This is a genomic window from Couchioplanes caeruleus, from assembly GCF_023499255.1.
Classification (GTDB): Bacteria; Actinomycetota; Actinomycetes; order Mycobacteriales; family Micromonosporaceae; genus Actinoplanes; species Actinoplanes caeruleus_A.
The window spans coordinates 1,489,825-1,514,947 of the sequence record NZ_CP092183.1 but is presented as its reverse complement, the minus strand read 5'-3'; the positions used below and the strand labels follow the sequence as shown (position 1 = coordinate 1,514,947).

At 71.6% G+C, this 25,123-nt stretch carries 26 protein-coding genes; 7 read left to right on the top strand and 19 right to left on the bottom strand.

Annotated elements, in window-relative coordinates; translation table 11 throughout:
* Window positions 1-128 precede the first annotated feature (128 nt).
* Genes COUCH_RS07245 through COUCH_RS07230 form a run of 4 tightly spaced genes read left to right on the top strand, consistent with a single transcriptional unit; the run spans window position 129 to window position 5,137 of the window.
* Complete coding sequence (locus COUCH_RS07245) at window positions 129-2,771, top strand: FtsK/SpoIIIE domain-containing protein (protein ID WP_249611320.1); 2,643 nt, start codon at window positions 129-131, stop codon at window positions 2,769-2,771.
* Entirely contained in the window at window positions 2,758-3,495 is a 738-nt protein-coding gene (locus COUCH_RS07240) for a hypothetical protein (RefSeq protein WP_249611319.1), read from the top strand. Before COUCH_RS07245 ends, COUCH_RS07240 begins: the two co-directional genes overlap by 14 nt.
* 14 nt (window positions 3,496-3,509) lie before the next feature.
* The gene (locus tag COUCH_RS07235) at window positions 3,510-4,352 is read left to right on the top strand and encodes an ABC transporter ATP-binding protein (RefSeq protein WP_249611318.1); all 843 of its coding nucleotides are present in this window, start codon (window positions 3,510-3,512) and stop codon (window positions 4,350-4,352) included.
* Window positions 4,349-5,137 (top strand): ABC transporter permease, encoded by a 789-nt coding sequence (locus tag COUCH_RS07230; RefSeq protein ID WP_249611317.1) that lies wholly within the window; start codon window positions 4,349-4,351, stop codon window positions 5,135-5,137. The genes COUCH_RS07235 and COUCH_RS07230 overlap by 4 nt, the downstream gene beginning before the upstream one ends.
* A 5-nt stretch (window positions 5,138-5,142) precedes the next feature.
* Here COUCH_RS07230 and COUCH_RS07225 read toward each other — a convergent pair whose 3' ends face one another.
* Window positions 5,143-5,997 (bottom strand): 3-hydroxyacyl-CoA dehydrogenase family protein, encoded by an 855-nt coding sequence (locus COUCH_RS07225; RefSeq protein WP_249611316.1) that lies wholly within the window; start codon window positions 5,995-5,997, stop codon window positions 5,143-5,145.
* A 228-nt stretch (window positions 5,998-6,225) separates the two neighbouring features.
* Between COUCH_RS07225 and COUCH_RS07220 the strand changes: the two genes are divergently transcribed.
* Window positions 6,226-6,582: a hypothetical protein gene (locus COUCH_RS07220; RefSeq protein ID WP_249611315.1), complete on the top strand. Its 357-nt coding sequence runs from the start codon at window positions 6,226-6,228 to the stop codon at window positions 6,580-6,582.
* Here the strand turns inward: COUCH_RS07220 and murA are convergent.
* Window positions 6,579-7,865 carry a UDP-N-acetylglucosamine 1-carboxyvinyltransferase gene (gene murA / locus COUCH_RS07215; protein WP_249611314.1) on the bottom strand — a complete coding sequence of 429 codons (1,287 nt, stop codon included), beginning with the start codon at window positions 7,863-7,865 and terminating at the stop codon, window positions 6,579-6,581. The two genes, COUCH_RS07220 and murA, sit on opposite strands and share 4 nt — an antisense overlap.
* Before the next feature lie 349 nt (window positions 7,866-8,214).
* On the opposite strand from murA, the gene COUCH_RS07210 reads away from it, so the two are divergent.
* Window positions 8,215-8,793: a cob(I)yrinic acid a,c-diamide adenosyltransferase gene (locus tag COUCH_RS07210; RefSeq protein ID WP_249611313.1), complete on the top strand. Its 579-nt coding sequence runs from the start codon at window positions 8,215-8,217 to the stop codon at window positions 8,791-8,793.
* 369 nt (window positions 8,794-9,162) lie between these two features.
* On the opposite strand, the gene COUCH_RS07205 is transcribed toward COUCH_RS07210, so the two are convergent.
* The 13 genes from COUCH_RS07205 to glyA all read right to left on the bottom strand — a co-directional run bounded on the left by COUCH_RS07205 (window position 9,163) and on the right by glyA (window position 20,465).
* Window positions 9,163-9,630, bottom strand: coding sequence for a DUF2550 domain-containing protein (locus tag COUCH_RS07205; RefSeq protein WP_249611312.1), 468 nt, complete (start codon window positions 9,628-9,630; stop codon window positions 9,163-9,165).
* A 9-nt stretch (window positions 9,631-9,639) separates the two neighbouring features.
* Window positions 9,640-9,921 (bottom strand): F0F1 ATP synthase subunit epsilon, encoded by a 282-nt coding sequence (locus tag COUCH_RS07200; RefSeq protein WP_249611311.1) that lies wholly within the window; start codon window positions 9,919-9,921, stop codon window positions 9,640-9,642.
* Window positions 9,922-10,099: 178 nt separating this feature from the next.
* On the bottom strand, window positions 10,100-11,233 hold the full coding sequence (locus tag COUCH_RS07195; RefSeq protein ID WP_430640897.1) for an LCP family protein: 1,134 nt from the start codon (window positions 11,231-11,233) through the stop codon (window positions 10,100-10,102).
* Window positions 11,234-11,571: 338 nt separating this feature from the next.
* Complete coding sequence (gene atpD, locus COUCH_RS07190) at window positions 11,572-13,014, bottom strand: F0F1 ATP synthase subunit beta (protein ID WP_249611310.1); 1,443 nt, start codon at window positions 13,012-13,014, stop codon at window positions 11,572-11,574.
* The gene (locus tag COUCH_RS07185) at window positions 13,014-13,943 is read right to left on the bottom strand and encodes a F0F1 ATP synthase subunit gamma (protein ID WP_249611309.1); all 930 of its coding nucleotides are present in this window, start codon (window positions 13,941-13,943) and stop codon (window positions 13,014-13,016) included. Before COUCH_RS07185 ends, atpD begins: the two co-directional genes overlap by 1 nt.
* A gap of 4 nt (window positions 13,944-13,947) precedes the next feature.
* A complete protein-coding gene (atpA, locus tag COUCH_RS07180) occupies window positions 13,948-15,597 on the bottom strand; it encodes a F0F1 ATP synthase subunit alpha (RefSeq protein WP_249611308.1) in 1,650 nt (549 codons plus the stop codon).
* Between the two features lie 79 nt (window positions 15,598-15,676).
* Complete coding sequence (locus COUCH_RS07175; protein WP_249613602.1) at window positions 15,677-16,498, bottom strand: F0F1 ATP synthase subunit delta; 822 nt, start codon at window positions 16,496-16,498, stop codon at window positions 15,677-15,679.
* Window positions 16,495-17,043, bottom strand: coding sequence for a F0F1 ATP synthase subunit B (locus COUCH_RS07170; RefSeq protein WP_249611307.1), 549 nt, complete (start codon window positions 17,041-17,043; stop codon window positions 16,495-16,497). The genes COUCH_RS07175 and COUCH_RS07170 overlap by 4 nt, the downstream gene beginning before the upstream one ends.
* Before the next feature lie 24 nt (window positions 17,044-17,067).
* Window positions 17,068-17,301, bottom strand: coding sequence for an ATP synthase F0 subunit C (locus COUCH_RS07165; RefSeq protein ID WP_249611306.1), 234 nt, complete (start codon window positions 17,299-17,301; stop codon window positions 17,068-17,070).
* Between the two features lie 70 nt (window positions 17,302-17,371).
* Complete coding sequence (gene atpB, locus COUCH_RS07160; RefSeq protein ID WP_249611305.1) at window positions 17,372-18,154, bottom strand: F0F1 ATP synthase subunit A; 783 nt, start codon at window positions 18,152-18,154, stop codon at window positions 17,372-17,374.
* Window positions 18,155-18,174: 20 nt separating this feature from the next.
* The gene (locus COUCH_RS07155) at window positions 18,175-18,408 is read right to left on the bottom strand and encodes an AtpZ/AtpI family protein (protein WP_346015971.1); all 234 of its coding nucleotides are present in this window, start codon (window positions 18,406-18,408) and stop codon (window positions 18,175-18,177) included.
* A gap of 210 nt (window positions 18,409-18,618) precedes the next feature.
* Window positions 18,619-19,179 (bottom strand): hypothetical protein, encoded by a 561-nt coding sequence (locus COUCH_RS07150; protein ID WP_249611303.1) that lies wholly within the window; start codon window positions 19,177-19,179, stop codon window positions 18,619-18,621.
* Window positions 19,176-20,465 carry a serine hydroxymethyltransferase gene (gene glyA / locus COUCH_RS07145; protein WP_249611302.1) on the bottom strand — a complete coding sequence of 430 codons (1,290 nt, stop codon included), beginning with the start codon at window positions 20,463-20,465 and terminating at the stop codon, window positions 19,176-19,178. The genes COUCH_RS07150 and glyA overlap by 4 nt, the downstream gene beginning before the upstream one ends.
* 81 nt (window positions 20,466-20,546) lie before the next feature.
* Here glyA and COUCH_RS07140 point away from each other — a divergent pair, with 81 nt between their 5' ends.
* Complete coding sequence (locus tag COUCH_RS07140; protein ID WP_249611301.1) at window positions 20,547-21,998, top strand: SDR family oxidoreductase; 1,452 nt, start codon at window positions 20,547-20,549, stop codon at window positions 21,996-21,998.
* On the opposite strand, the gene COUCH_RS07135 is transcribed toward COUCH_RS07140, so the two are convergent.
* From COUCH_RS07135 to prmC, 4 genes are read right to left on the bottom strand one after another with little or no spacing between them, the layout of a single operon-like run.
* A complete protein-coding gene (locus COUCH_RS07135) occupies window positions 21,995-22,939 on the bottom strand; it encodes an L-threonylcarbamoyladenylate synthase (protein WP_249611300.1) in 945 nt (314 codons plus the stop codon). The two genes, COUCH_RS07140 and COUCH_RS07135, sit on opposite strands and share 4 nt — an antisense overlap.
* Window positions 22,936-23,562, bottom strand: coding sequence for a phosphotyrosine protein phosphatase (locus COUCH_RS07130; RefSeq protein WP_249611299.1), 627 nt, complete (start codon window positions 23,560-23,562; stop codon window positions 22,936-22,938). Before COUCH_RS07130 ends, COUCH_RS07135 begins: the two co-directional genes overlap by 4 nt.
* Before the next feature lie 2 nt (window positions 23,563-23,564).
* Window positions 23,565-24,209 (bottom strand): L-threonylcarbamoyladenylate synthase, encoded by a 645-nt coding sequence (locus COUCH_RS07125; protein WP_249613601.1) that lies wholly within the window; start codon window positions 24,207-24,209, stop codon window positions 23,565-23,567.
* Window positions 24,210-24,246: 37 nt separating this feature from the next.
* Entirely contained in the window at window positions 24,247-25,122 is an 876-nt protein-coding gene (gene prmC / locus COUCH_RS07120; RefSeq protein WP_249611298.1) for a peptide chain release factor N(5)-glutamine methyltransferase, read from the bottom strand.
* Window position 25,123: the final 1 nt, after the last annotated feature.

Genomic DNA, 25,123 nt, shown 5'->3' with positions numbered 1-25,123 from the left:
TGCCGTCGTCCTTCGCCGGCGCGGCGAAGCCCGGCACCCGGGGCACGGTGAACGCGACACACCGCCCAAGAGGTCGATTAAATGGCCAAAGTGGTTAAAATCCCCCAACGTGGACAACGGGGGGTGGAGTGGGTCAGCGCAACGCACTGGTCGCCGTCGTCCGGCAGGAGCTGGCCGAGGCACGCGGCACCGCCCGAGCCGTGCTGGCTGCCGCCGAGTCCGCCCGTAACGAGGCCCAGCGCCGCCGTCGGCTGATCCGGGACGCGTACTCGACCTGCCTCGCGCAGCTGGCCGAGGCCCGCGAGACCGCCCGGCAGGACATCCTGCGGCGGACCCGCACCGAGGCCACCACTCTCACCCGCAACGTCGAGTCGCTGGCCGCCCTGAGCGCACCGGGTGCCGCGGGCACGTCGTGGCGCTACTGGACCCCGACCGAGCCCGACCGGGTGGGCCGGCCCGGCCTGCTGCGGATCGGGACGGTCGCGTACGAGGCCGGCGAGGAGCGGACGAAGCTGCCGGCGCTGGTGCCGTTCCTGGACCACGCCCACCTCAACGTCCTCGGCGACCAACCGGCCGCGGACGGGCTCATCTCGGGGCTGCTGCTGCGCGCGCTGGGCACGACCCGCCCCGGCGACGTCCGCGTCAGCGTGTACGACCCCGAGCAGCTCGGCGGCACGCTGGCGGCCTTCGCCCCGCTGGGCAACGCCGGGCTGCTCTCCTTCGTCACCCCGGGCGGGCTCGGCGCCGCCCTCGACGAGCTGGTCGAGCACATCTGCCGGGTCAACGAGACCGTGCTGGCCGGCGAGTACCTGTCGCTCGCCGAGCTGACGGCCGCGACCACCGGCCCGCGGCCCGAGCCGTGGCGCGTCATGGTGCTGCTGATCGACCCGGCCCGCACCGGTGATCTGACCGACGCCCAGCGCGCCCAGCTGCACCGGATCGTGCGGACCGGCGTCGCCTGCGGCGTACACCTGATGGTCCGGGGTCTGGAGCTGGCGCCGCACCCGACGGTGGAGCGCGTCGCGGTGCGCGGCCAGTCGGCGGCCTGCGACACCACCGGCGAGCTGACCGTCACGCTGGACACCCCGCCGCCGCCGGAGCGGATCACCGGCTTCTGCCGGAGCACCGCCGAGCGGTTGCGGCAGGGCCCGCCCCCGGCCAGCTTCGCCGACCTGCAGCCGAAGAAGATCTGGGCCGAGTCGTCCGCGGCCGGCCTGCTGGCGCCCATCGGGGACAGCACCGACGGCTCGCTGATCGAGGTGCCGCTGGGCGACGACCCGCCGCACGCGCTGATCGGCGGCCCGTCCGGCTCCGGCAAGACCAACCTGATCTACGCGTGGATCGGCTCGCTCGCGACCCGCTACGGCCCCGGGGAGCTCGCCCTCTACCTGCTCGACTTCAAGGAGGGCGTGTCCTTCGCCCGGTTCGCGCCGGGCCCACGGGACCCGAGCTGGCTGCCGCAGGTCCGGCTGGCCGGCATCAACGTCAACGGCGATCGCGAGTTCGGCCTGGCCATGCTGCGCCACCTCGGCGAGGAGCTGCGGGCCCGGGCCCAGGCCGCGAAGCGGTACGAGGCCACGAAGCTGTCCGAGCTGCGCGCGGAGGACCCGGACGGGCACTGGCCGCGGATCGTCGCGGTGATCGACGAGTTCCAGGTGCTGCTCGCCGGCCGCGACGCGCTCGCCGAGGAGGCCGTGACGCTGCTGGAGGACCTGGCCCGGCGCGGCCGCTCCCAGGGCATCCACCTCGTGCTCGCCTCCCAGGACGTCTCCGGCATCGAGGCGCTGTGGGGCCGCTCCGGCCTGATCGGGCAGTTCACGCTGCGGATCGCGCTGCCCAAGGCGCGCCGGATCCTCGCCGACACCAACCTGGCCGCCGCGGTCATCCCGCGCTTCCACGCCGTCGTCAACGCGGACTCGGGCGTCGCCGGCGCCAACCAGGTGGTCCGGCTGCCCGACGCCGGCGACCGCTCCACGTGGCGCACGCTGCAGCACCGGCTCTGGCGGGCCCGTACGGCCAGCTGCACGCCGCCGCGCCTGTTCGACGGCGACGCCGTGCCGCGGCTGCCGGACACGTACCGGCCGGCGGGGCGGGTGCCGGACGCGAGCTCGGACGTGGGCTCCTCCCCCGGCGCCGTGCTGGGTGAGCGGATCGACGTGGCCGCCCGTCCCGCCCGGCTGCGGCTGGGCCGGATGCCGGGGCGCAACCTGGCGGTGCTCGGCACCCGTACGGACGAGGCCTGCGACGTGCTCGCCGCCGCGGCGCTGTCCCTGGCCGCGCAGGGGCCGGCCCGGTTCAGCATCACCTGCCTGGACCCGGGGGCGGAACGGGCCGCCGCGCGGCTGGTGGCCGAGCTGCCCCAGGCCGACTGGTACGGCCTCGGCGACCTCGACGAGCTGTTCGCCGGGTTCGCCCCGGACGGCATCCCGCACTACGTGCTCGGGTACGCGTGGGACGCGGCCGGGCCGGCGTACCGGGAGCGGCTGCGCGCGCTGCTCGCCGACGGCCCGGAGCAGCGCCTGCACGTGCTGGGCTGGTGGCGTTCGGTGGCCCGGCTGCGCGACGACCTCGGCGGCATCGGCGCCCGGCTGGACACGATCGGCGCCTGGGTCGCCCTCGACGTGCAGGGCCCCGAGCTGAGCCCGCTCTCCCCGCAACCCGGCGGGCCGGTCTGGTACCCGCGCCGGCGCCGCGCGCTGTTCTTCGACCGCTCCGTGCACCGCCATCCGGAAGTGATCATCCCGTACGAGGTGAACAGTGACCACACGTGACCGCGACTACCAGCTCATGATGGCCGCGCTCGCCGACGTGGCGCGGCGGCGGGACGCCGAACTGGAGAACGCCGAGCAGGCGTACCAGACCAGCGCCGCCCAGGCCGCCGGGGAGCTGGCCCGGGCCGAGGGCGACGCGGCGGACGCGGACCGCTGGGCGGGGGCTGCGGCGGCCCAGGTGCTCGACGTGGACCGGGAGGCGGCCCGGCTGTGGGACCAGCTGCGCCGGGCCCGCGGGATGCGCGTACGGGCCCTGGGCGAGGTGCCGGAGCCGGCGGCGGTCGAGGCGCTGCCGCGCGTGGCGCTGGAGCGGGCACCCGGCTCGGGCGCGCTGGCACCCGCGCCCCGCCAGTCGGCCCGCACGCTGCTCGCCCGCGCCGCGGAACGCATCGACGTGACCGCCCGGCCGGCCGAGCGCCGCTCGCTGCCCCGGTGGGCGCTGCCGCTGCTGCCGCTGGTGGGCGCGCTGATCGCCGGGCTCACCGGGCTCATCGCGGCGGGCCTGGTCACGGTCGGGGACTCCGCGGCGGCCGGCGGTACGGTGTTCCGCGGCCTCGGCTGGCTGGCGTTCCTGGTCGCGCCGTCGGCGGGCGTACCCGTGGCGGCCCTGTTCTCCCACCGGCGCCTGAACGCGCGGCTGGACATCGGCGGCATCGGGCTGACGCTGATGGGCGGGATGCTGGCGGCCACGCTGCTCTCGGTGACGTTCGCCGCGAGCCGCTGAGCTAAGTTCCCTCCATGAGGGACGTGGCGATCGAGGTACGCGGCCTGCGCAAGGTCTACGGCGGCAGATCTGCGGTGGACGGCGTGGACCTCACCGTGCCGGCGGGCGAGATCTTCGCGCTGCTCGGCCCGAACGGCGCCGGCAAGACCACCACCGTCGAGATCCTCGAGGGCTACCGCAAGCGCGACGGCGGTGAGGTGCGGGTCCTGGGCATCGACCCGGTCGCCGCGGACGCCGGCTGGCGCTCCCGGGTCGGCATCGTGCTGCAGGGTACGGGCGAGTTCGACGAGCTGACCGTCGGCGAGGTGGTGAGCCACTTCGCCCGCTTCTACCCGTCGCCCGACGACCCCGCCGCGGTGATCGAGCGGGTGGGCCTCACCGGCAAGGTCCGCGCCCGCACGCACACCCTCTCCGGCGGCCAGAAGCGGCGGCTCGACGTGGCGCTGGGCATCATCGGCCGGCCGCAGCTGCTCTTCCTCGACGAGCCGACCACCGGCTTCGACCCCGAGGCGCGGCGCGAGTTCTGGGAGCTGATCCGCGACCTGGCCGGCAGCGGCACCACGATCCTGCTGACCACGCACTACCTCGAGGAGGCGGAGGCGCTGGCCGACCGGGTGGGCGTGATCTCCGGCGGCCGGCTCATCGCGGTCGACACCCCCCGCGACCTCGGCGACCGCGATTCCGCCCCGGCCACCGTCTCCTGGCGTACGCCCGAAGGGGTGTGGGAAAGCGCCCGCAGCGAGACGCCGACGGCGCTGGTGGCCGACCTGGCGTCGCGTTACGGCGGCGAGGTCCCCGGCCTGACCGTGACCCGGCCGACCCTCGAGGACGTCTACCTGGAGATGATCTCCGCATGAAGCTGAGGCTGGGCCTGGGTCAGGGCGTGCTGGAGGTCCGGCAGTTCCTGCGCAGCCGGGAGCAGGTCGTGTTCACGCTCGCGTTCCCGGCGATCATGATTCTGGTGTTCGGCTCGATCTTCACCGGCGACATCGGCGGGGGCGTGAAGTTCACCCAGTACTTCGTCACCGGCATGATCGCGACCGGGCTGATGACCGCCGGCTTCCAGGCGCTGGCGATCCAGATCCCGATGGAACGCGACCGCGGCGTGCTCAAGCGCCTGCTCGGCACGCCGATGCCGCGCTGGGTCTACTTCGCCGGCAAGGTGCTGATGGTCGCGTTCATCGCGGTGCTGGAGACGGTCATCCTGCTCACGGTCGCCACGCTGCTGTTCGGGCTCGACCTGCCGGACACGGCCGGCCGGTGGCTGACGTTCCTGTGGGTGTCGGCGCTGGGCATCACGGCGTGCACGCTCTGCGGGGTGGCGTTCTCGTCGCTCGCCCGTACGGGCCGCAGCGCCCCGGCCGTGGTCACCCCGGTCGCGCTGATCCTGCAGTTCATCTCCGGGGTGTTCTTCGTGTTCACGAGCCTGCCCGGCTGGATGCAGAACCTGGCGTCGATCTTCCCGCTCAAGTGGATGTGCCAGGGCCTGCGCGCGGTGTTCCTGCCGGCCTCCTTCGGCTCGCAGGAGCCCGGCGGCTCGTACGACCTGCCGAAGGTGGCGCTGGTGCTGGGCGTGTGGTGCCTGGTGGCCCTCATCCTGTGCCTGACCACGTTCCGATGGACCACCAGGCGCGACGGCTAGCCTCGTCAGACCTCGTACGTGTAGAAGCCCTTGCCGGTCTTGCGGCCGAGGTCTCCCGCGGTGACCATGCGCTGCAGCAGCTCCGGCGGGAAGAACTTCTCGTCCGCGGTGTCGCGGTAGATGTTGCCCGCGGCGTTGAGCATCACGTCGAGGCCGGTGAGGTCGACGGTGGCGAGCGGGCCCATGGCGTGGCCGAAGCCGAGCTTCATCACCGTGTCCAGGTCGGCGGCCGAGACCACGCCCGACTCGACCAGCTGGATCGCCTCGACCAGCAGCGCGGAGAACAGCCGGTTGGAGACGAAGCCGGCCACGTCGCGCTTGACCTCGACGCAGGTCTTGCCAACCTCCTCGGCGAAGTTGCGGGCGCTCACCAGCGTCTCGTCGGAGGTCTGGTAGCCGCGGACCAGCTCGACCAGCTTCATCATCGGCACCGGCGAGAAGAAGTGGATGCCGACGACCGACTCGGGGCGCTCCGTCACCGCGGCGATCTGCGTGATCGGGATGGCCGAGGTGTTGGTGCCGAGCACCGCGCCGGGCTTGCAGATCTTGTCCAGCGCCCGGAACACCTCGTGCTTGGCCTCGACCTTCTCGAAGATGGCCTCGACGACGACGTCGGCGTCGGCGGCCGCCTCGAGCTCGGTGGTCGTGGTGATGCGCCCGACGGTGGCGTCGGCGTCCTCCTGCGTGATCTTGCCCTTGGCGGCGAAGCGCCCCAGGGACTCCCTGATCGCGGAGACGCCCCGCTGGAGCGAGGCCTCGTCCAGGTCCCGCATGGTGACCTGCCATCCGGCCTGAGCCGCCACCTGGGCGATACCGGAACCCATCAAGCCGGAGCCGATGACCGCAAGCCGACCCGCCATGTGTGCCTCTCCTTCTCCCGAGCCCACCTTCGGCATGCCTCCTGGCCCTCGCTTCGCTCGGTGCAGTCGTTCATGCCGGTGTCCCGCTCACCTTTGAGTGGTGGCCTCAGCCTAGCGGGCGCGCTTAACGGAGACTCAGGCACGGCGCAGCGGGCGACCGCCGGCATCTGCGGCCTCTATCGGGGCAAATCCGGGGAAAAGGCCGCTCGGCGATGCCAGACTGTGCGCATGCCACCAAGCGACGGCTGGTACCTCCTCGGACCCTTCATCGCCGTCGCCCTGGTCGGCTTCCTCGCCGCGATCTTCTGGCACATGGGCCTGCAGTGGACCCGCACCGGCAACGACCCGCTACGCGACCTGTACGAAGGCCTCGCGATCTTCGACTACGGCGACGACTACGGCCTGCTCTGCCCCGCGGCGGTCACCGACGACCCCGGCATCGCCCGGGAGATCCGTACGCTGCTGCGCACGGCCGGGATCCGCTCCACGTCGGCGACCCGCCCCGACGGGCGTCTCGTGGTGCTGGTGTTCCCCGAGGAGGCCGAGGAGGCCCGCCGCCTGGTCGGCGGCTCCCCGGCCCTCTAGAAGTCGTACGTCGGCTCGGTGACGACCGCGCGCTCCACGTCCACGCCGAGCTTCGCCAGATCCGACACGAAGTCCGGGTAGCCGCGGTCGATGTGGTGCACCTCGCCCACCTCGGTGACCCCGTCGGCGCACAGCCCGGCGATCACCAGACCGGCGCCCGCCCGGATGTCGGTCGCCCGCACCGGCGCGCCGGACAGCCGCTCCCGGCCGTTCGTCACGGCATGGTGCCCATCGGTACGGATGTCCGCACCGAGCCGCACCATCTCGTTCACGAACATGAACCGGCCGTCGAAGATGTTCTCGGTGATCAGCGACGAGCCCGAGCTCACCGCGGCCAGCCCCAGCGCCATCGGCAGCAGGTCCGTCGCGAACCCCGGGTACGGCAGCGTCACGATGTCGACGGCCTTCGGGCGGTCGTCCATGCGTACGCGGAACAGATTGTCGCCGGGCTCCACGACCGCACCCGCCGAGACCAGCTTGTCCAGCGCGATCTCGAGATACTCCGGCCGTACGCCGTGCACCGTGACGTCGCCGCGCGTCATCGCCGTCGCGAACGCCCACGTGCCGCCGACGATCCGGTCCCCCACCGTGGCGTGCCGTACGGGCTTGAGCTCGTCGACCCCCTCGATCGTCAACGTCGACGTCCCGGCGCCGTCGATGCGCGCCCCCATCTCGGTGAGCATCTGGCAGATGTCGACGATCTCCGGCTCCCGCGCCGCGTTGTCGATCTCCGTGACACCCCGGGCCAGCACGGCCGCCATCAGGATGTTCTCGGTCGCGCCCACGCTCGGGAAATCCAGCCAGATCTTGCCGCCACGCAGCCCCCGCGGGGCCGAGGCGATCACGAACCCGTGCTCGCCCGAGATGTCGGCGCCCAGCCGCGCCAGCCCGGACACGTGCATGTCCAGGCCCCGCGACCCGATCATGTCGCCCCCGGGCAGCGCGACCCGCACGTACCCCCGGCGGGCCAGCAGCGGCCCGAGCACGCAGATCGAGGCCCGCAGCCGCCGTACGAGGTCGTAGTCGGCCTCACTCCCCGGCTCGGCCGGCACGTCGATGACGGCCTCCCCGCCGTCGAACGACACGTCACACCCCAGCCGGCGCAGCACCTCACCCATGATCGCGACATCGGTGATCCGGGGCACGTTCGCCACGACGCTGCGCCCCTCGGCCAGCAGAGCGACCGCCATAAGCTTGAGCGCAGAATTCTTGGCGCCGCCCACGGTGACATCCCCGGAAAGCCGCGCTCCGCCCTTCACCCGAATCACATCCACGCGCGCCATCGTATGGGTCGCGCCGGACGGACCCGGCAGGGCGGGGGGCCCGGGCGCGCCTCGGGGGGCGGGTGGGGGGTCGCTCCGCGGCGGGGGACCTGGGATCGCGGAGCTGCTCGGCCTGCGGGCGGGACGCCAGCGCGGCGCGGCGGAGCGCGGCGGAGCGCGGCACGGCGCGGGCTGAGCACGGCGCGGGCTGAGCGCGGCACGGCACGAGCGCGGCGCGGAAGGGGCTTGGCGTCAGCGCGAGCCGGGCGCGGCGCAAGTCACAATGCGCCCAAGCTGGGTGCGCGACGCAATATCGGGGCGGGCGCGGCCGGACGCTTCCCTCTCCGGCAGGGCTCCGTAGGGTGGGTCCATGGCCGTGCATCTGACCCGCATCTACACCCGCACCGGCGACGCCGGATCGACCCGCCTCGGCAACAACGAGGTGGCCGCGAAGACCGATCCGCGCATCGTCGCGTACGCCGACGTCGACGAGTGCAACGCGGCGCTGGGCGTGGCCCTCGCGCTGGGCGGCCTGGCTCCCGACATCAGGAGCGTGCTGACCGCCGTACAGAACGACCTGTTCGACGTGGGCGCGGACCTGTGCAATCCGCTGGCCGAGGATCCGCCGTACCCGCCGCTGCGCATCAAGGAGGCGTACGTGACCCGCCTCGAGGGCTGGTGCGACGAGTACAACGAGCAGCTGCCGGAGCTCGACTCCTTCGTCCTGCCGGGCGGCACCCCGGGCGCGGCCCTGCTGCACGTGGCCCGCACGGTGGCGCGGCGCGCGGAGCGGTCGGCATGGGCGCTGATCGAGGAGGACCCGGAACGGACCGGACCGTTGCCGGCGAAGTACCTCAACCGCCTCTCGGACCTGCTGTTCATCCTGGCCCGTACGGCCAACGGCACGGCGGGTGACGTGAAGTGGGTGCCGGGCGGCACCGCGTCCTGACAGGACCGGCCGCCCGCCACACCGGACGACGGCGCGCCGAGCAAGCCGCCGGCGCGCCAACCGACGAGCGTGGCCTGACCGACGAACGCGGCCCGACCGACGAACGCGGCCCGACCGACTGATCGGCAGGCGGTAAGGCGGCCGACGAAGGCCAGCAAGCGGGAAAGCCGACACGCGGCGGCCCAGCAGAGCGAGTCAGGCCAGCAGAGCGAGCCAGGCCAGCAGGCGGAGGCGCCGACGCGGGCGGACTAAGAATGACGCGGGCGGGCTAAGAATGAGGCGAGCCGGCAGGCCGACAGGCTGGCGGGCGGCAAACCGCCGAGGCGGATCGGGGCAGAGCCGAGCAACCGGCAGCGCGCCCCGGAACCGTCAGTTGTCCGCCGGGCGGGGGGTGATGACCGTGCGGGGTCCGACGCTGCCCGGCTGGCCGGGTGGTGCCGCCTCCAGCCAGGACAGGAAGCCGGTCACCGTGGACTCGGCCATGGCGATTTCGATGTCCACGCCGCCCTGGCGGCAGAGGAGGATCACCCAGTGGCCCGGCATGGTGAGGCGTTCGGGGCCTTCCGGGAGGCGGCGGCATTCGACGGCGAGGGTCCGGCGGTCGAGGACGCGTTTGGGGCGGAAGGCGAAGCTGAACATGCGGTGGAAGCGCAGCTCGTCGCCGACGAACTGCGCGATGCCGGTGGACCAGCCCCGGCCGGGGACGAGCGTGCTGACCCGGACCTGGGCGCGAATGGTTCCGCCGCCGAGCATGAGCAGCCGGCGGCGGAAGAAGATCGCGAAGAGGACGAGCAGGAGCGCGGCGAGGCAGATTCCGACGATCTCCAGAATCCGCATCGCCGGGCGTCAGTGGGCGTCGGGAGTGGCGGGGGACGCGCTCTCGGCGAGGACGGTCACGCCGTTCGCGTCGACCGAGAGGAAGCCGCCGGTGACGTCGTAGGTGAGCTGTTCGCCGCCGGCCAGCTTGACGCGGACCTGGGACGGTTCCTTCAGCAGGCCGAGGAGCGGCGAGTGGCCGGGCAGGACACCCAGCTCGCCTTCGGTGGTGCGCGCGACGACCATGTCGGCGTCGCCGGACCAGACCTTCTCCTCGACGGCGACGACCTGGACGTGCAACTGCTTGGCCACGCTGTCTCCCTGTAAAAGCCTGCGGCTTCCGGTGAAGTGTGACTTCCGGTGAAAGCCTGCGGAACGCTGGTAAAGCCGGTGAACTCTGTAGAACCTGCGGAACCTGCTTGCGCAAAGTCTAAACGGCCGGGTGACACCCCGTTGCCCCGGGTGGCGAGCGCCACTCCGGGTGGCGGCGTCACAGCTTCTGGAGGAAGTCCGGGTTGCTGACCAGGAACGACGAGATGGTGTCGTCGTCGACCGACGCGAAGAAGTCCTCCGCGCTCGGGTCGAGTCCCTCACCTATGTAGTCCCGGCCGTTGAACAGCGACTTGCCCGGCAGCTTCACCAGCGTCATGTCGTCCGAGCGCAGGTTGCGCAGGGCCAGGCCCCAGTCGACGACGTTGTGCCCGTTGCCGTCGAAGATGAGGGCGTCGCCGGCCGCGCGCAGCACCTGGTCGAGCTTGATGGGGTTGGTCACCACGTTCTTGCTGAGCGCCTGCTCGGCCATGGCCTTGATGAACTGCTGCTGGTGCCGCTGGCGGTCGTAGTCGCTGCGGGGCAGGCCGTACCGCTGGCGGACGTAGTCGAGCGCCTGCCAGCCCTTGAGGTGGTACGTGCCCTTCTTGTACTGCGCCTGCGGCCCGATGTACGGGTGCGCGCAGCTGTTGTCGGCGCACTCGGGCCGGCGCGGGCGGGGCTTGCCGTCGGGCTGCAGGTGCTCGGACTTCACGTTCTGGTCGATCGTCATGGTGACGCCGCCCATGGCGTCCACGATCTCCTTGAACCCGTTGAAGTTGATGATCGCGCCGGCGTTGAACTTCTTGATGCCGGTGAGCTTGCCGACGGTCTTGGCGAGCAGGTCGAAGCCCTGCGCCACGTCGTGCTTGCCGTCGCCGATGCTGCTGCCGTACGACATCGCGGCGTTGATCTTCGAGGTGCCGCCCTGGAAGCCGGTCTTGGGGAAGGGCGGGATCTCCACGCGCAGGTCACGCGGGATGGAGAACATGTACGCCTGCTTCAGCCCCTTGGGGATGTGCACGACGATGATCGAGTCGGACAGGGGCGCGGTCGTCGCGTCGCGCGGGTCGATGCCGACGAGCAGGATGTTGATCGGCCCCTTGATGTCGGTGACCGGCTCCTTCGTCGCCCCGCTGGCCGCGTTGCCGAACAGGTCCTTGGTCTCCACGGCGCCCGCGTACCGGGACACTAGCACCTGGCTCGTGATCAGCACGCCGCCGCTGACGACCATCAGCACGCAGCCGAAGATCGCGCAGAGGCGCGCCCACAGGGGCGACCGCCGTCCGGTCCCCGGTTTCCCACTCTTCGCCACTAGCTCCCCAACCGCCGTCGATGGGTTGATCCGCGACCAAAGGGGCCATGATCGCAGGGCCGCGCCGTCAGCTCTGTCAAGAATATCCGAACAACACAAGAAACTTTCAGGTCCGGTTATCCCGGTACTGCGCAGTCAAACGGACAAAACGGGCCACAGGACACGCGTACGCAGTGCCGGAACGCCCTGCCGACCCGCGGGAGCCGTGCGAACCCTCCCGCCGGCGTCCGACCGGTCGAAGGATAGACCCGCCACACAAGCCCCCGGCCGGGTGACGGGCGCACGCAAGAGGCCGCGCCGACGATGACGTCGGCGCGGCCCCGTGGAATGCCGGTGGATCAGCCCTTCATGAGCTCGTGCGCGTTCTTCTCGAGGTCCTCGAGGCCACCGCACATGAAGAAGGCCTGCTCCGGGAACGAGTCGTACTCGCCCTCGCTGATCTTCTTGAACGCCTCGATGGTCTCCTTGAGCGGGACCGTCGAGCCGGGAACGCCGGTGAACTGCTCGGCGGCGTACGTGTTCTGCGAGAGGAAGCGCTCGATGCGGCGGGCCCGCTGCACCGTGACCTTGTCCTCCTCGGAGAGCTCGTCCATGCCGAGGATGGCGATGATGTCCTGCAGGTCCTTGTACTTCTGCAGGATTCGCTGCACCTCACGGGCGACCGCGTAGTGCTCGGCGCCGACGAACTCCGGCGCCAGGATCCGCGAGCTCGACGCCAGCGGGTCCACGGCGGGGTAGATGCCCTTGTCGGAGATCGACCGCTCGAGGTTCGTGGTCGCGTCCAGGTGGGCGAACGTGGTGGCCGGCGCCGGGTCGGTGTAGTCGTCGGCGGGCACGTAGATCGCCTGCAGCGAGGTGATCGCCTTGCCGCGGACGGAGGTGATCCGCTCCTGCAGCTCGCCCATCTCGTCGGCCAGCGTGGGCTGGTAACCCACGGCGGACGGCATGCGGCCGAGCAGCGTCGACACCTCGGAACCGGCCTGGGTGAACCGGAAGATGTTGTCGATGAAGAGCAGCACCTCCTGGTTCTGCACGTCCCGGAAGTACTCCGCCATGGTCAGGGCGGTCAGGGCGACGCGCAGGCGGGTGCCCGGCGGCTCGTCCATCTGGCCGAAGACCAGCGCGGTCTTGTCGAGCACGCCACCCTCGGCCATCTCGAGGATGAGGTCGTTGCCCTCGCGGGTGCGCTCACCCACGCCGGCGAACACCGACGTACCACCGAAGTTGCGGGCGACCCGGATGATCATCTCCTGGATGAGCACCGTCTTGCCCACGCCCGCGCCGCCGAACAGGCCGATCTTGCCACCGCGCACGTACGGCGCGAGCAGGTCGAGCACCTTGATGCCGGTTTCCAGCATCTCGGTCTTCGGCTCGAGGTCGGCGAACGCCGGCGGCTTGCGGTGGATGCTCCAGCGCTCCTGGATGTCCAGGGTCGCCGGGTCGGCGTTGAGGACCTCGCCGAGGGCGTTGAACACGTGGCCCTTGGTCACGTCGCCGACCGGGACCGAGATGCCCGAGCCGGTGTCCTTGACCTCGGAGCCGCGGACCAGGCCGTCGGTCGGCTGCATCGAGATGGCGCGGATCACGTTGTCGCCCAGGTGCTGGGCGACCTCGAGGGTCAGCGTCTTGGTGCCCCCGGACAGGGTCACGTCGACGTGCAACGCGTTGTAGATGTCGGGCATGGCATCGCGCGGGAACTCGGCGTCGACGACCGGGCCGATGACCCGGACGACGCGGCCGACGCCAGTCTGCGTCTTGGTGGGCTCAGCTACTGCAGTCATCACACATCACTTCCCGACGTGGACAGCGCCTCGACGCCGCCGACGATTTCACTGATTTCCTGGGTGATCGAGGCCTGCCGCGCGGAGTTCATCTCGCGCGTGTACCGCTTCAGCAGGTCGTCCGCGTTGTCCGACGCGCTCTTCATCGCCCGGCGTCGCGACGCCGACTCGCTCGCCGCCGACTCCAGCAACGCCGCGTAGATCCGCGTGTTGAGGTACTTCGGCAGAAGCGCCTCGAGCAGCTCGTCGGCCTCGGGCTCGAACTCGTACGCCGCGCGCAGCCCCGGCTCGCGCTCCTTCTCCTCGACCTGCATCGGCGCCAGGAAGCGCGCCTGCGGGGTCTGGGTCATGAGCGACTTGAACTGGGTGCTGACGATGTGCAGCTCGTCAACGCCCTGAATGCCGTCCGGACCGTGGTGGTCGTCCGCGTCGTCCGCCCCGGCCACGAACGCCTCCAGCAGCGACTCCCCGATGTGGCGGGCGTCCTCGAAGGACGGCCGCTCCGAGAAGCCGGTCCAGCTGGCCTCGATCGGCCGGTTGCGGAACCGGTAGTAGCCGACGCCCTTGCGGCCGACGACGTACAGCGCCACGTCCTTGCCGTCCGCCCGCAGCCGCGAGATCAACTGCTCGCAGGTGCGGATGGCGTTGGCGTTGTAGGCGCCGGCCAGGCCGCGGTCGCTGGTGATCAGCAGGACACCCGCGCGCCGCACCCGCTCACGCGGCTGCAGCAGCGGGTTGTCGATCGAGGCGTTCGAGGCCAGCGCCGTCAGCACGTGCGTGATCGCTTCCGCGTACGGCTTGGAGGCGTTGACCCGCTCCTGCGCCTTGGCGATGCGGCTGGTGGCGACCAGCTCCTGCGCCTTCGCGATCTTCTTGGTCGACCGGACGGTGCGGATGCGCCGCCGGAGGGCCTGTACCTGACCGGCCATGGCCCTAGCCTTCGTCCGTCGAGCTGCGGACCTCGCGGGTCACCGTCTCGCGGCTCTCGGTGCCCTCGGCGAGCGGCTCGGCCGGGGTGTCCCGCGGCGCGCCGGTGGTCTCGCCGCGCTTGAAGAGCTCCTTGAACTCGTTGACCCCGCTCTGCAGCGCCTCGAGCTGGTCGTCACCGAGCAGGCCGGTGGACGCAATCGCGGTGAACGCGTCGCTGCGGTTGCGCTTGATCCAGTCGAGGAACTCGGTCTCGAACCGGCGCACGTCGCCGACCGGGATGTCGTCGAGCTGGCCCGTGGTGCCGGCCCAGATGACAACGACCTCCTCGGCCACCGACAGCGGCGAGTACTGCGGCTGCTTGAGCAGCTCGACCAGGCGGGCACCGCGCTCGAGCTGGGCCCGCGACGCCTTGTCCAGGTCGGAGGCGAAGGCCGAGAAGGCCTCCAGCTCACGGAACTGGGCCAGGTCGAGGCGCAGCCGGCCGGAGACCGACCGCATCGCCTTGACCTGCGCGGAGCCGCCGACGCGGGACACCGAGGTGCCGACGTTGATGGCCGGGCGCACACCGGACGCGAACAGGTCACCCTCGAGGAAGATCTGACCGTCGGTGATGGAGATGACGTTGGTCGGGATGTAGGCCGAGATGTCGTTGGCCTTCGTCTCGATCAGCGGCAGGCCGGTCATCGAACCGCCGCCGAGCTCGTCGGAGAGCTTGGCGCAGCGCTCCAGCAGCCGGCTGTGCAGGTAGAAGACGTCGCCCGGGTACGCCTCGCGGCCCGGCGGGCGGCGCAGCAGCAGCGACACGGCACGGTACGCCTCGGCCTGCTTCGTCAGGTCGTCGAAGACGATCAGGACGTGCTTGCCGTTGTACATCCAGTGCTGCCCGATGGACGAGCCGGTGTACGGGGCGATGTACTTGAAGCCGGCCGGGTCGGACGCCGGCGAGGCCACGATGGTCGTGTACTGCAGCGCGCCCTGCGCCTCCAGGGTGCCCCGGATGCTGGCGATGGTGGTGGCCTTCTGGCCGATCGCCACGTAGATGCAGCGGACCTGCTTCTCCGGGTCGCCGCTCTCCCAGTTGGCGCGCTGGTTGATGATCGTGTCGAGCGCGACCGTGGTCTTGCCGGTCTTGCGGTCGCCGATGATCAGCTGGCGCTGGCCGCGGCCGATCGGCGTCATGGCGTCGATCGCCTTGATGCCGGTCTGCAGCGGCTGCTTGACGGGCTGGCGGGCCATGACGTTCGGCGCCTGCAGCTCCAGCTCGCGGAAGCCCTCGTTGGCGATCTCGCCGCGGTCGTCGATCGGGTTGCCCAGCGCGTCGACCACGCGGCCGAGATAGGCGTCGCCGACCGGGACCGAGAGGACCCGGCCGGTCCGCTTGACCCGCTGACCCTCCTCGATGCCGGTGTAGTCACCCAGGACCACGACGCCGATCTCGCGGATGTCGAGGTTCAGGGCGACACCCAGCGTGCCGTCCTCGAACTCGAGCAGTTCGTTCGCCATCGTCGAGGGCAGACCCTCGACGTGCGCGATGCCGTCGCCCGCATCGGAGACGATGCCGACCTCCTCACGGGAGACCTCGGGCGTGTAGGACGAGACGTAGCGCTCTAGCGCCCCCCGGATCTCGTCCGAGGAGATGGTCAGCTCGGCCATCCTCTGCCTTCTCTAGTCGGCTCGGGGCGTCGCCGCGCCCGAGGGCTTTCGGTAGCGTCGCCGCCGCCGAGGGAAGTAACTATTTAGCGAACGCCTGCCGGGCTTCGTTGAGTCGCCGCAGGATCGTGCCGTCGTAGAGGTCGGAGCCGACCCGGACGCTGAGGCCCCCGATGATGCTCGGGTTCACATCGACCTTCAGCGACACCTGCCGACCGTAGATGCCGGACAACTTGGTGGCGAGCCGCTGCTCCTCGGCGTCGGTGAGCACCTTGGCTGCCGTCACGTACGCGACCTCGCGGTCACGCTTGGCAGCGGTCAGCTCGACCAGCTTGGTGAGCGAGCTCTCGAAGCCCCGGCCACCGAGACCCTCGAGGGCGACCAGGACCAGCTGGACCGTCGCCGCCTGGGCCTTGCCCCTGAGCAGGTCCCCCACCAGCTTAGCCCGCCGGTCGACAGGCGCACCGGGGTCACTGAGGGTGACTGCCAGCTGCGGGCTGCCGGAGACGACGTGCCCGAAGCGGAACAGCTCGTCCTCGACCTCGGCCAGCACGCCGGCCTTGTCGGCGGCGGCCAGCACGGTGTCGACGCCGAGCCGCTCGGTCGCGTCCAGCAGTTCCCCGGGCGCCGACCACCGGCCGGACGCCAGAGTCGCCACCGCGTCGACCGCGGTCGCGCCGACCTTGCCGGTCAGCAGCGACCGCACCAGCCCGCCCCGCTCCGCGCCCGCGCGCGACGGGTCGGTCAGCGCCCGGCGCAGCCGCGGCTCGCCGCGCAGCAGCCGCGCCACCGACAGAATTTCGTCGGCGGTGCCGGCGAGCTGCGCGGCCGTGGCCGTCTGCGTGCCCGCGGTGAGCTTCTCCGCCGCGGCCGCGTACGACTCGCGGTTGGCGATCGCCATCAGCGACCGCCCGCCGCGCCGGCGCCGAGCTCGTTGATGAACCGGTCCACGGTGCCCCGGCTGCGGGCCTCGTCGGCCAGCGACTCACCGACGATCCGGCCGGCCAGGTCCACCGCGAGCGTGCCCACCTCGGAGCGCAGGTCGCGCACGATGCTCTCGCGCTGGGCGGCGAGCTGGTCGCGACCGGCCGCGATGATGCGGTCGGACTCCTCCCGCGCCTTGGCGAGGACGTCCTGACGGATGCCCTCGGCGTCGGCACGGGCCTCGTCGCGGATGCGCGCGGCCTCCGTACGGGCCTCGGCGAGCTGGGCCCGGTACTGCTCGAGCAGCTCGTTCGCCTCGGCCTGAGCGGCCTCGGCGCGCTTGATGCCGCCCTCGATGGCGTCCACCCGCGCCTGGAACGTCTTCTCCATCTGCGGGAAGACGAACTTCATCAGGACGAAGCAGAGCAGACCGAACGCGACGAGGCCGAGAACGATCTCCTGCCATACGGGGACCAGCGGGTTGATGTCGTGCTCCCCGCCTTCGGCGGCCAGGAACGTGAGCATGGGACCTCCCAGGAAGCGGCGGGACTAGCCCTGCCAGATGAAGCCGAAGGCGATGCCGAACAGCGCGAGCGCCTCGATGACGGCGAAGCCGATCCAGACGTACGGCAGGGTCAGTCGCGACGACTCGGGCTGGCGGGCCGTCGACTGGATGTAGGCCGAGAAGACCAGGCCGACACCGATGCCGGGGCCGATGGCCGCGAGGCCGTAGCCGATGGCGGCGGTGCTGCCCGTAACGGCGGCGAGAATGTCAACACCCATTACAGATTCCTCCTGGTATCTCGCGTGGCGTTCACGCGGGACGACAAACGGTGTGGAACTCCAACAGCTTTCAGTGCCCGTCGGCGAGCGCACCCTGCACGTAGCTCGCAGTCAGCACCGTGAAGACGTACGCTTGGAGGCAGATGACCAAGAACTCCAGGAACGTCAGCGCGATCGTGAGCAGCCAGGAGAGCACCGAGACCGGGGCCAGCCAGGCATTGGCATTGATCATGGCGAAGCCACCGAGCGTGAACACCAGCAGCAGCATGTGCCCGGCGAACATGTTGGCGAAGAGACGGACCGAGAGCGAGAACGGCCGGATGAGGAACGTCGACGCGAACTCGATCGGCACCAACAGGGGCAGGATGTACCACGGCGCCGGCGGGACCATCGCCATCTTGAGGTACTTGCCGACGCCGTGCTTGCGCATACCGACGTAGTTGAACATCAGGTAGCTGATCACGGCGAGCAGGACCGGAAACGCGAAGTGCGAGTTCGGCGAGAGCTGGAAGAACGGCAGGATCGCAAAGAAGTTCATCGCGAAGATGAAGCAGAAGAGCGACGTCAGATAGGACGCGAAGCGCACGCCTTCGGGGCCGATCATTTCCTTGGCGATTGCATTGCGCCCGAAGCCGTAGATCGACTCGGCGATCCACTGCCGCTTGGTGGGCACCATCTGCGGATTCCGGTAGGTCACCAGGAAGAAGATGATGACCGCCGCCGTGGCGATCCAGAGCATCAGCGTGATCTTCGTGAACCACGGATTGTCCGTGCCCCCGGCGAAGCTCGGCGGGAAGAAGTCCTGGATGCTCGGGGGAAACTCCGCGGCGAGGATCGTCGGCTGAGAGGTCACCTTTGCCCTTCCATGTCGCGTCAGGCGCCGAGACGGCGCACGATGAGGTAGACCCCGCCCGCGGCACCGAGTACCACGCCGACGCCCGTCGCGATGCCCCCAGTGCCAAGCCACCGGTCGACCAACCAGCCGATCAGGCCCCAGACGAGGATGCCCGCTATGAGATAGGACAGCGCCGTCATACCCGAACCTGAATCAGGTGGGGATGGGCTGTCATCGCCGTGAGGCTTGCCTGGGGGTTCTTGACCGGTCATGACGGCCCGAACGATATCAGTCGGCGAGATGAGCCGATGCGAGACCCCCCGCACAACCGCAGTTGTCCAGGCGTCGGAGGTCTCGCAACTAGCCAGGTACGGTACTCCCCTCCCGCCAGAATCGGACACCATTGCCGTCCATCCGTCACCGGTTCGTGGATCGAGACCTACCGAACCGGTACTGACGAGGGGAAACGCGCGTGCCGAAGATCACCTACGGCGGCCGGCGAGGCGCGCCACCCACCAGATCTGCGCGGCGGTCCAGCCGAGAACACCCGCGACGACACCCCAGCCCAGCGCGGTGCGGCCCGGCCATTCCGAGGAGATCACGAATGCCATGATCACGCCGAGCAACGAATACTTCACCACGTACGTGACCATTCCGAGCGGCATGATCAGCGCCGGGCGTACGGTGTCGGCCCAGGCCAGCACGAGCGTCGACATCGTGTAGCTGACCGTGACGATCGCGATGCCGGCGGCAGCGCCGACGGCCGCCGGGGTGCCGGCGGAGAGGAAGCCCACCGACGCGCCGCACATCATCAGCGCGAACGAGAACGCGGTGAGCAGCGGCAGGTGCTCGACCCGCCACCGCGGGTCGGGCGGCAGCGGCGGCAGGTCCGGCAACGGCCGCGCGTCCTCGTCGTCGTCCAGCTCCGGGGACGCGACGTGCGGATCCGTGCTCACTGTGCCTGCCATCGACATGCCCTCCTGGCCCTCACCGTCACGGCCGTCCGCAACGACCGCGCGGCGCGGCTCGGTGCAGTCGGTCATGTCAGAACCTCCGCGATCGGGTACGCCGGAAAGCGCCGGACGAGCGCACCGACCTCCTCGGCCGCGTCACGCAGACTACCCGCGCCGGCCACGGTGGCCGGATCCGCTCGGACGGAGGCCGCGATCAGCCCGGCGATCTGCCGCATCTCGCCCTCCCGCATGCCCTGCGTGGTGACGCACGGCGAGCCGACCCGGATGCCCGACGCGGTCGTGGGCTTCTCCGGGTCGTACGGGACCGCGTTCTTGTTCAGCGTGATCCGGGCCCGGTCGCAGCGCTCCTCCGCCTCACGCCCGCTGACCCCGAGGTCACGCAGGTCGACGAGGGCCAGGTGGGTGTCCGTGCCACCGGAGACGGGACGCATGCCCTCGGCGGCCAGCCCCGCCGCCAGCGCCTGGCTGTTGCGGACGACCTGCTGGGCGTACCCCTGGAAGCCGGGCGACGACGCCTCCCGCAGCGCGACCGCCTTGGCGGCGACGGCGTGCATGAGCGGGCCGCCCTGGGTGAACGGGAACACCGCCTTGTCGATGCGGGCGGCGAGGCTCTCGCGGCACAGGATCATGCCGCCGCGCGGCCCGCGCAGCACCTTGTGGGTCGTGCACGACACCACGTCGGCGTACGGGACGGGCGACGGCACGGCCCGGCCCGCGACCAGGCCGATGAAGTGCGCGGCGTCGACCATCAGGTACGCGCCCACCTCGTCGGCGATGTCGCGGAAGGCCCGGAAGTCGATGAGCCTCGGGTACGCGGTGGCGCCGCAGACGATGAGCTTGGGGCGGTGCGCCTGGGCGAGGTCGCGTACCTCGTCGTAGTCGATGAGCTCGGTGTCCCGGCGCACGCGGTAGCCGACCGGGTGGAACCACTTGCCGGAGAAGTTGACCTTGCTGCCGTGGGTGAGGTGCCCGCCGTGCGGCAGGTCCATGGCGAGCACGGTGTCGCCGGGCTGCACGAGCGCGGCGTACGCGGCCATGTTCGCCGCCGACCCGGAGTGCGGCTGGACGTTGGCGTGGTCGGCGCCGAACAGGTCCTTGGCGCGCTCGATCGCCAGCTCCTCGGCCCGGTCCACCTCCGCGCAGCCGCCGTAGTAGCGCCGCCCGGGGTAGCCCTCGGCGTACTTGTTCGTCAGCGTGGAGCCCATCGCGGCGAGCACGGCCGGCGACGTGAAGTTCTCGCTCGCGATCAGCTGGAGGCCGCCGCGCTGCCGCTCGAGCTCGCCCGAGATCACTTCGGCGATCTCGGGGTCCTCGCGCCGCAGCGCGGAGAAGTCCGGACCCCAGAACGTGACCATGGCGCGCTCCCTCGGCTCGGCGTCGTCGCCGGATTACGAGCATATGGCTTATGGGGTGTCACCTGCGGGCACAGTGGGAGGATGCGGTGTCTGGTGACGGGAGCGACGGGGTACATCGGCGGCCGCCTCGCGCCCCGGCTGATCGAGGCGGGTCACGACGTACGGGCGCTCACGCGCAGCGCCGGCCGGCTTCGGGACGTGCCGTGGGCGCCGCATGCCGAGATCGTCGAGGGCGATCTGGGCGACCCCGTCTCGCTGGAACGCGCGCTCGACGGCGTGGAGGTCGCGTACTACCTCGTGCATTCGCTGGGGCTGGCCGACTTCGAGCGCCGCGACCGTGAGGCGGCCCGCAACTTCGCACGGGCCGCGTACGCGAAAGGGGTCCGTCGGATCGTCTATCTCGGCGGCCCGGAACCCCCGGCGGAGGAGCGGCCGTCGGCGCACCTGCGCTCCCGCGCCGAGGTGGGGCGGATCCTGCTGGACAGCGGCGTGCCGACCGTCGTGCTGCGCGCGCCGGTGATCATCGGCTCGGGCTCGGCGTCGTTCGAGATGTTGCGCTACCTCACCGAGCGGCTCCCGGTCATGGTCACGCCGCGCTGGGTGCGCAACCGGATCCAGCCGATCGCCGTCCGCGACGTGCTGCGCTACCTCATGGCCGCGGCGGAGATGCCCGAGGACGTGAACCGGGCGTTCGACATCGGCGGCCCGGACGTGCTCACGTACAGGGAGATGATGCAGCGCTACGCGCGGGTGGCCGGGCTGCGGCGCCGGGTCATCCTGCCGCTGCGCCCGCTGAGCCCGTGGCTGTCGGCGCACTGGGTGGGCGCGATCACCCCGGTGCCCAACGCGATCGCCCGGCCGCTGGTCGCCAGCCTGATCCACGAGGCCGTCGCCCACGAGCAGGACATCCGGCAGTACGTTCCCGAGCCGCCGCTGCCCTTCGACGAGGCCGTACGCCTCGCCCTCGGCAAGGTCCGTGACGCCGAGGTGGAGACCCGGTGGTCGAACGCCTCCGGCGCGGACGCCGACGCCGAGCCGCTGCCGAGCGACCCGAAGTGGTCCGGCGGCACGATCTACATCGACGAGCGCAGCCGGGAGGTGAACGCCCCGCAGGAGGCACTGTGGCGGGTCATCGAGGGCGTCGGCGGCGACAACGGCTGGTACTCGTTCCCGCTGGCCTGGTCGGTGCGCGGCTGGCTGGACCGGCTCGTCGGGGGCGTCGGCCTGCGCCGGGGCCGCCGCGACCGCGACCGCCTGTACGTGGGCGAGGCGCTGGACTGGTGGCGGGTCGAGGAGATCAAGCCCGGGGAGCTGCTGCGGCTGCGCGCCGAGATGCGCGTGCCCGGCCGGGCCTGGCTGGAGATGAGCGCCGCACCGGGCCCCGCGGGCACCAGCGTGTACCGCCAGCGGGCGCTGTTCGTGCCGCGCGGGCTGGCCGGGCACGCGTACTGGGGCAGCGTCGTGCCGTTCCACGGGGTGATCTTCAGCGGGATGGCCCGCAACATCGCCCGGGGCGCCGAGGAGGCCCGTTAGGCGGCGGCGCGGCCGAGCCGGTCGCGGATCGCCAGCCACTCCTCGGTCTCCGGCGGGGACTTCACCAGGATCGTGGCGACCCCGGCGTCGTCCAGGCGGTGCAGGGCGGCGTAGAAGTCGGCGGCGTACTCCCTCGGATCCGCGCTGAGGATCTCGGCGGAGCCGCCCTTCAGCGGCACAGCGGTCTCGTACGTCAGCACGCCGACCGTCTCGTCGACCAGTGCGAGGTCCACCTCGTCTGTCAGCACCACCTTGGCGCGCGGCGCATAGTGGCGCTTGCTCATGCCCGGTGAGGGCCGGGCCGACCCGTCGGCGACGTCCTCGGGCAACAGCACCTTGCCGGTCACCTCGCGGATCTCCCGCAGGCCCAGCGCGCCCGGCCGCAGCAGCCGCGGCACCGGGCCGGTCACGTCGAGCACCGTGGACTCGATGCCCCACGACGCCGGGCCGCCGTCCAGCACCAGCGGCACGTCGGGCAGGCTGCGCAGCACGTGCCCGGCCGTCGTCGGCGAGATGCCCTCCGAGCGGTTCGCGCTCGGCGCCGCCAGCGGCAGCCCGCACGCCTCGAGCAGCCGCAGCGCGACCGGGTGCGCCGGTACGCGGACCGCGATGGTGCCGGTGTCGGCGCCGACCTGGGTGAGGTGCGGCGCCCGCTCGACGACGAGGGTCAGCGGTCCCGGCCAGAACGCCGCGGCGAGCCGGTCCGCCACCTCCGGCCACTCCACGGCCAGCCCGCGGGCCGCACCGACGCCGGGGACGTGCACGATCAGCGGGTTCCACGAGGGCCGGTTCTTGAGCCGGTAGACCTCCGCGACCGCCTGCTCGGAGAACGCGTCCGCACCGAGGCCGTACACGGTCTCGGTGGGGAAGGCGACGACCGACCCGGCGCGCAGCAGGTCGGCCGCGCGACGGATGCCGCCGGCGTCGGCTGGGACGATCACGCGGACCTCGGTGCTCCCGGCAGCAGGGCGTCGACGAGCGCGTACAGGGACTCGTCGATCTCGTCGGCGACGCGCTGGAACGTCTGGTCGCCGCGGCCCCACGGGTCGTCCAGGTCGTCGCCGGGCAGCGGCTCCTTGTCGTCACGGCCGCGGTCGGCGGCGGCGACGAGGGCGGCCGCCCGCGCGGCGAAGCCTTCCGGATCGGTGCTCGCCGGCGGCAGCGCCGCGGTGTCGATCTCGCGCAGGATGCGGCCGAGGTGCCCCAGGACGAAGCTGCGGTGCGACGCCTCGGGCAGCAGCGCGTGCACGTAGTCGGTCTGGTCCGCCGTGGCGGTGAGGATCAGGTCGGCGCCGGCCAGATGGGTGCTGGTCAGCTTGCGCGCGGTGAAGCCGTCCACGCTGCCGCCGCGCACCCGGATCTGCCGGGCCGCGGGCGGGTTCATCTCCTCGCCCTCGTGCCAGCCGCCCGTGCCGGCGCTCTCGCTGCGCAGCAGGTCCTCCAGGGCGGCGCCGGAGCCGAGCTTGGCCAGCCGCTGCCGGGCCGCGAGCACCAGCAGCCGCTCGGCCATCGGCGACCGGCAGATGTTGCCCATGCACACGTGCAGCACGGTGAACGGCGGCATGGTCAGGACCCCGCGGGCAGCAGGTCGGGAACCACGTCGCGCAGCTTCTCGTACGCCAGCGCGCCGTTGCGCAGCACCCGCGGCACCTCGCCGCTCACGTCGACGATCGTGCTGGGCGCCGGGTCGTGGGCCACCCCGGCCTCGAGGTAGATGCGGACCGCGTACTCCAGCTGGTCGCGCGCCTCCTCGGCGGTGACCGGCGCGGGCTGCCCGGCCTTGTTCGCCGTGGTGACGGCCATCGGGCCGACCTCGCGCAGCACCTCCAGCGCCACCGGGTGCAGCGGCATCCGCACCGCGACCCGGCCGCCGGTCTCACCGAGGTCCCACTGCAGGCTGGGCGAGTGCTCGACGAGGATGGTCAGCGCGCCCGGCCAGAACGCGTCGGCCAGCTCGCGCGCCGCCTTGGGCAGCGAATACACCAGCCCGTCCAGCGTGTGGCGGGAACCGACCAGCACCGGCGGCGGCACGCGCCGGTCCACCCCGCGGGCGTTCTGCAGCGCGGTGACGGCGTGCGGCGTGAACGCGTCCGCGCCGACCCCGTACACGGTGTCGGTGGGCATGACGACGAGCTCGCCACTCTTGACCGCCTCGACGGCCGCGGCGATGCCGCGATCCCGCTCGGCCACGGCCCGACAGTCGTAGAGCATCACGAGATGCAGTCTGCCATGGTGCCCGGCATCACCGTCAGGCCCGGCGGGCCGTCGCGAAACGAGGGCGGCCCGCCAGGTCCCGGTGCGCCGCGACGCCGGTGAAGCGGCCGTCCGCCCGCAGGAGATCGGGTACGGCCGACCCGTGCACGTCGTCGTGCTCGATGCCCACCACGCCGCCGGGGCGCAGCAACCCCGCGGCGCGCCCGATCACCGGCCGGATCACACTCAGGCCGTCCGCGCCGCCGAACACCGCCTCGGCCGGATCGTGGTCGGCGACCTCCGGCGGCACGGGCGTCCCGTCCGGCACGTACGGCGGGTTGCACAGCAGCACGTCGACCTGCCCGTCCAGCTCCTCGAGCAGGTCCGGGGCGGTCACGTCGGCCTGGAGGACCCGTACCCGGGGAAAGGTGGCGGCGTTGCGCCGCAGATAGACCAGCGCCTCGGCGGAACGCTCGACGGCCACCACGAGTCCCGGCTCGGCCTCGTCGGCGACGGACAGGGCCAGCGCACCCGTCCCGCTGCACAGGTCGACCACCGTGGCGCCCGGCCGGGTGTGCTCGATGCCCCACCCCGCCAGCAGTTCCGTCTCCGGACGCGGTACGAACACCCCGTCGCCCACCGCGAGCTCCAGATGCCGGAAGGCGGCCGTACCCAGCAGGTGCTGCAACGGCACCCGCTGCGCCCGCCGCTCGACCAGCTCCTCGAACCGGCGCAGCTCGTCACCGCGCACCGTGTCCACCAGCAACAGCCTCCCCCGGCCCACGTCCAGGACGTGCGCCGCGAGCAGTTCGGCATCGACGCGCGCCGAAGCGACACCCGCCGCGGACAACCGCTTCGTCGCCGCCACCAGCGCCGGTGCCAACCTCGTCCGGTCCGTGCCCTCGGAGGGGTGTTCGTGCGCGAGTGTCACG

What these genes read in the sequence shown, in the direction of transcription:
- COUCH_RS07235 (WP_249611318.1), top strand. Translation starts at nt 3,510, where the DNA reads ATGAGGGACGTGGCGATCGAGGTACGCGGCCTGCGCAAGGTCTACGGC.
- COUCH_RS07230 (WP_249611317.1), top strand. Translation starts at nt 4,349, where the DNA reads ATGAAGCTGAGGCTGGGCCTGGGTCAGGGCGTGCTGGAGGTCCGGCAG.
- COUCH_RS07225 (WP_249611316.1), bottom strand. Translation starts at nt 5,997, where the DNA reads ATGGCGGGTCGGCTTGCGGTCATCGGCTCCGGCTTGATGGGTTCCGGT.
- COUCH_RS07220 (WP_249611315.1), top strand. Translation starts at nt 6,226, where the DNA reads ATGCCACCAAGCGACGGCTGGTACCTCCTCGGACCCTTCATCGCCGTC.
- murA (WP_249611314.1), bottom strand. Translation starts at nt 7,865, where the DNA reads ATGGCGCGCGTGGATGTGATTCGGGTGAAGGGCGGAGCGCGGCTTTCC.
- COUCH_RS07210 (WP_249611313.1), top strand. Translation starts at nt 8,215, where the DNA reads ATGGCCGTGCATCTGACCCGCATCTACACCCGCACCGGCGACGCCGGA.
- COUCH_RS07205 (WP_249611312.1), bottom strand. Translation starts at nt 9,630, where the DNA reads ATGCGGATTCTGGAGATCGTCGGAATCTGCCTCGCCGCGCTCCTGCTC.
- atpD (WP_249611310.1), bottom strand. Translation starts at nt 13,014, where the DNA reads ATGACTGCAGTAGCTGAGCCCACCAAGACGCAGACTGGCGTCGGCCGC.
- COUCH_RS07185 (WP_249611309.1), bottom strand. Translation starts at nt 13,943, where the DNA reads ATGGCCGGTCAGGTACAGGCCCTCCGGCGGCGCATCCGCACCGTCCGG.
- atpA (WP_249611308.1), bottom strand. Translation starts at nt 15,597, where the DNA reads ATGGCCGAGCTGACCATCTCCTCGGACGAGATCCGGGGGGCGCTAGAG.
- COUCH_RS07170 (WP_249611307.1), bottom strand. Translation starts at nt 17,043, where the DNA reads ATGCTCACGTTCCTGGCCGCCGAAGGCGGGGAGCACGACATCAACCCG.
- COUCH_RS07165 (WP_249611306.1), bottom strand. Translation starts at nt 17,301, where the DNA reads ATGGGTGTTGACATTCTCGCCGCCGTTACGGGCAGCACCGCCGCCATC.
- COUCH_RS07155 (WP_346015971.1), bottom strand. Translation starts at nt 18,408, where the DNA reads ATGACCGGTCAAGAACCCCCAGGCAAGCCTCACGGCGATGACAGCCCA.
- COUCH_RS07150 (WP_249611303.1), bottom strand. Translation starts at nt 19,179, where the DNA reads ATGACCGACTGCACCGAGCCGCGCCGCGCGGTCGTTGCGGACGGCCGT.
- glyA (WP_249611302.1), bottom strand. Translation starts at nt 20,465, where the DNA reads ATGGTCACGTTCTGGGGTCCGGACTTCTCCGCGCTGCGGCGCGAGGAC.
- COUCH_RS07140 (WP_249611301.1), top strand. Translation starts at nt 20,547, where the DNA reads ATGCGGTGTCTGGTGACGGGAGCGACGGGGTACATCGGCGGCCGCCTC.
- COUCH_RS07130 (WP_249611299.1), bottom strand. Translation starts at nt 23,562, where the DNA reads ATGCCGCCGTTCACCGTGCTGCACGTGTGCATGGGCAACATCTGCCGG.
- COUCH_RS07125 (WP_249613601.1), bottom strand. Translation starts at nt 24,209, where the DNA reads ATGCTCTACGACTGTCGGGCCGTGGCCGAGCGGGATCGCGGCATCGCC.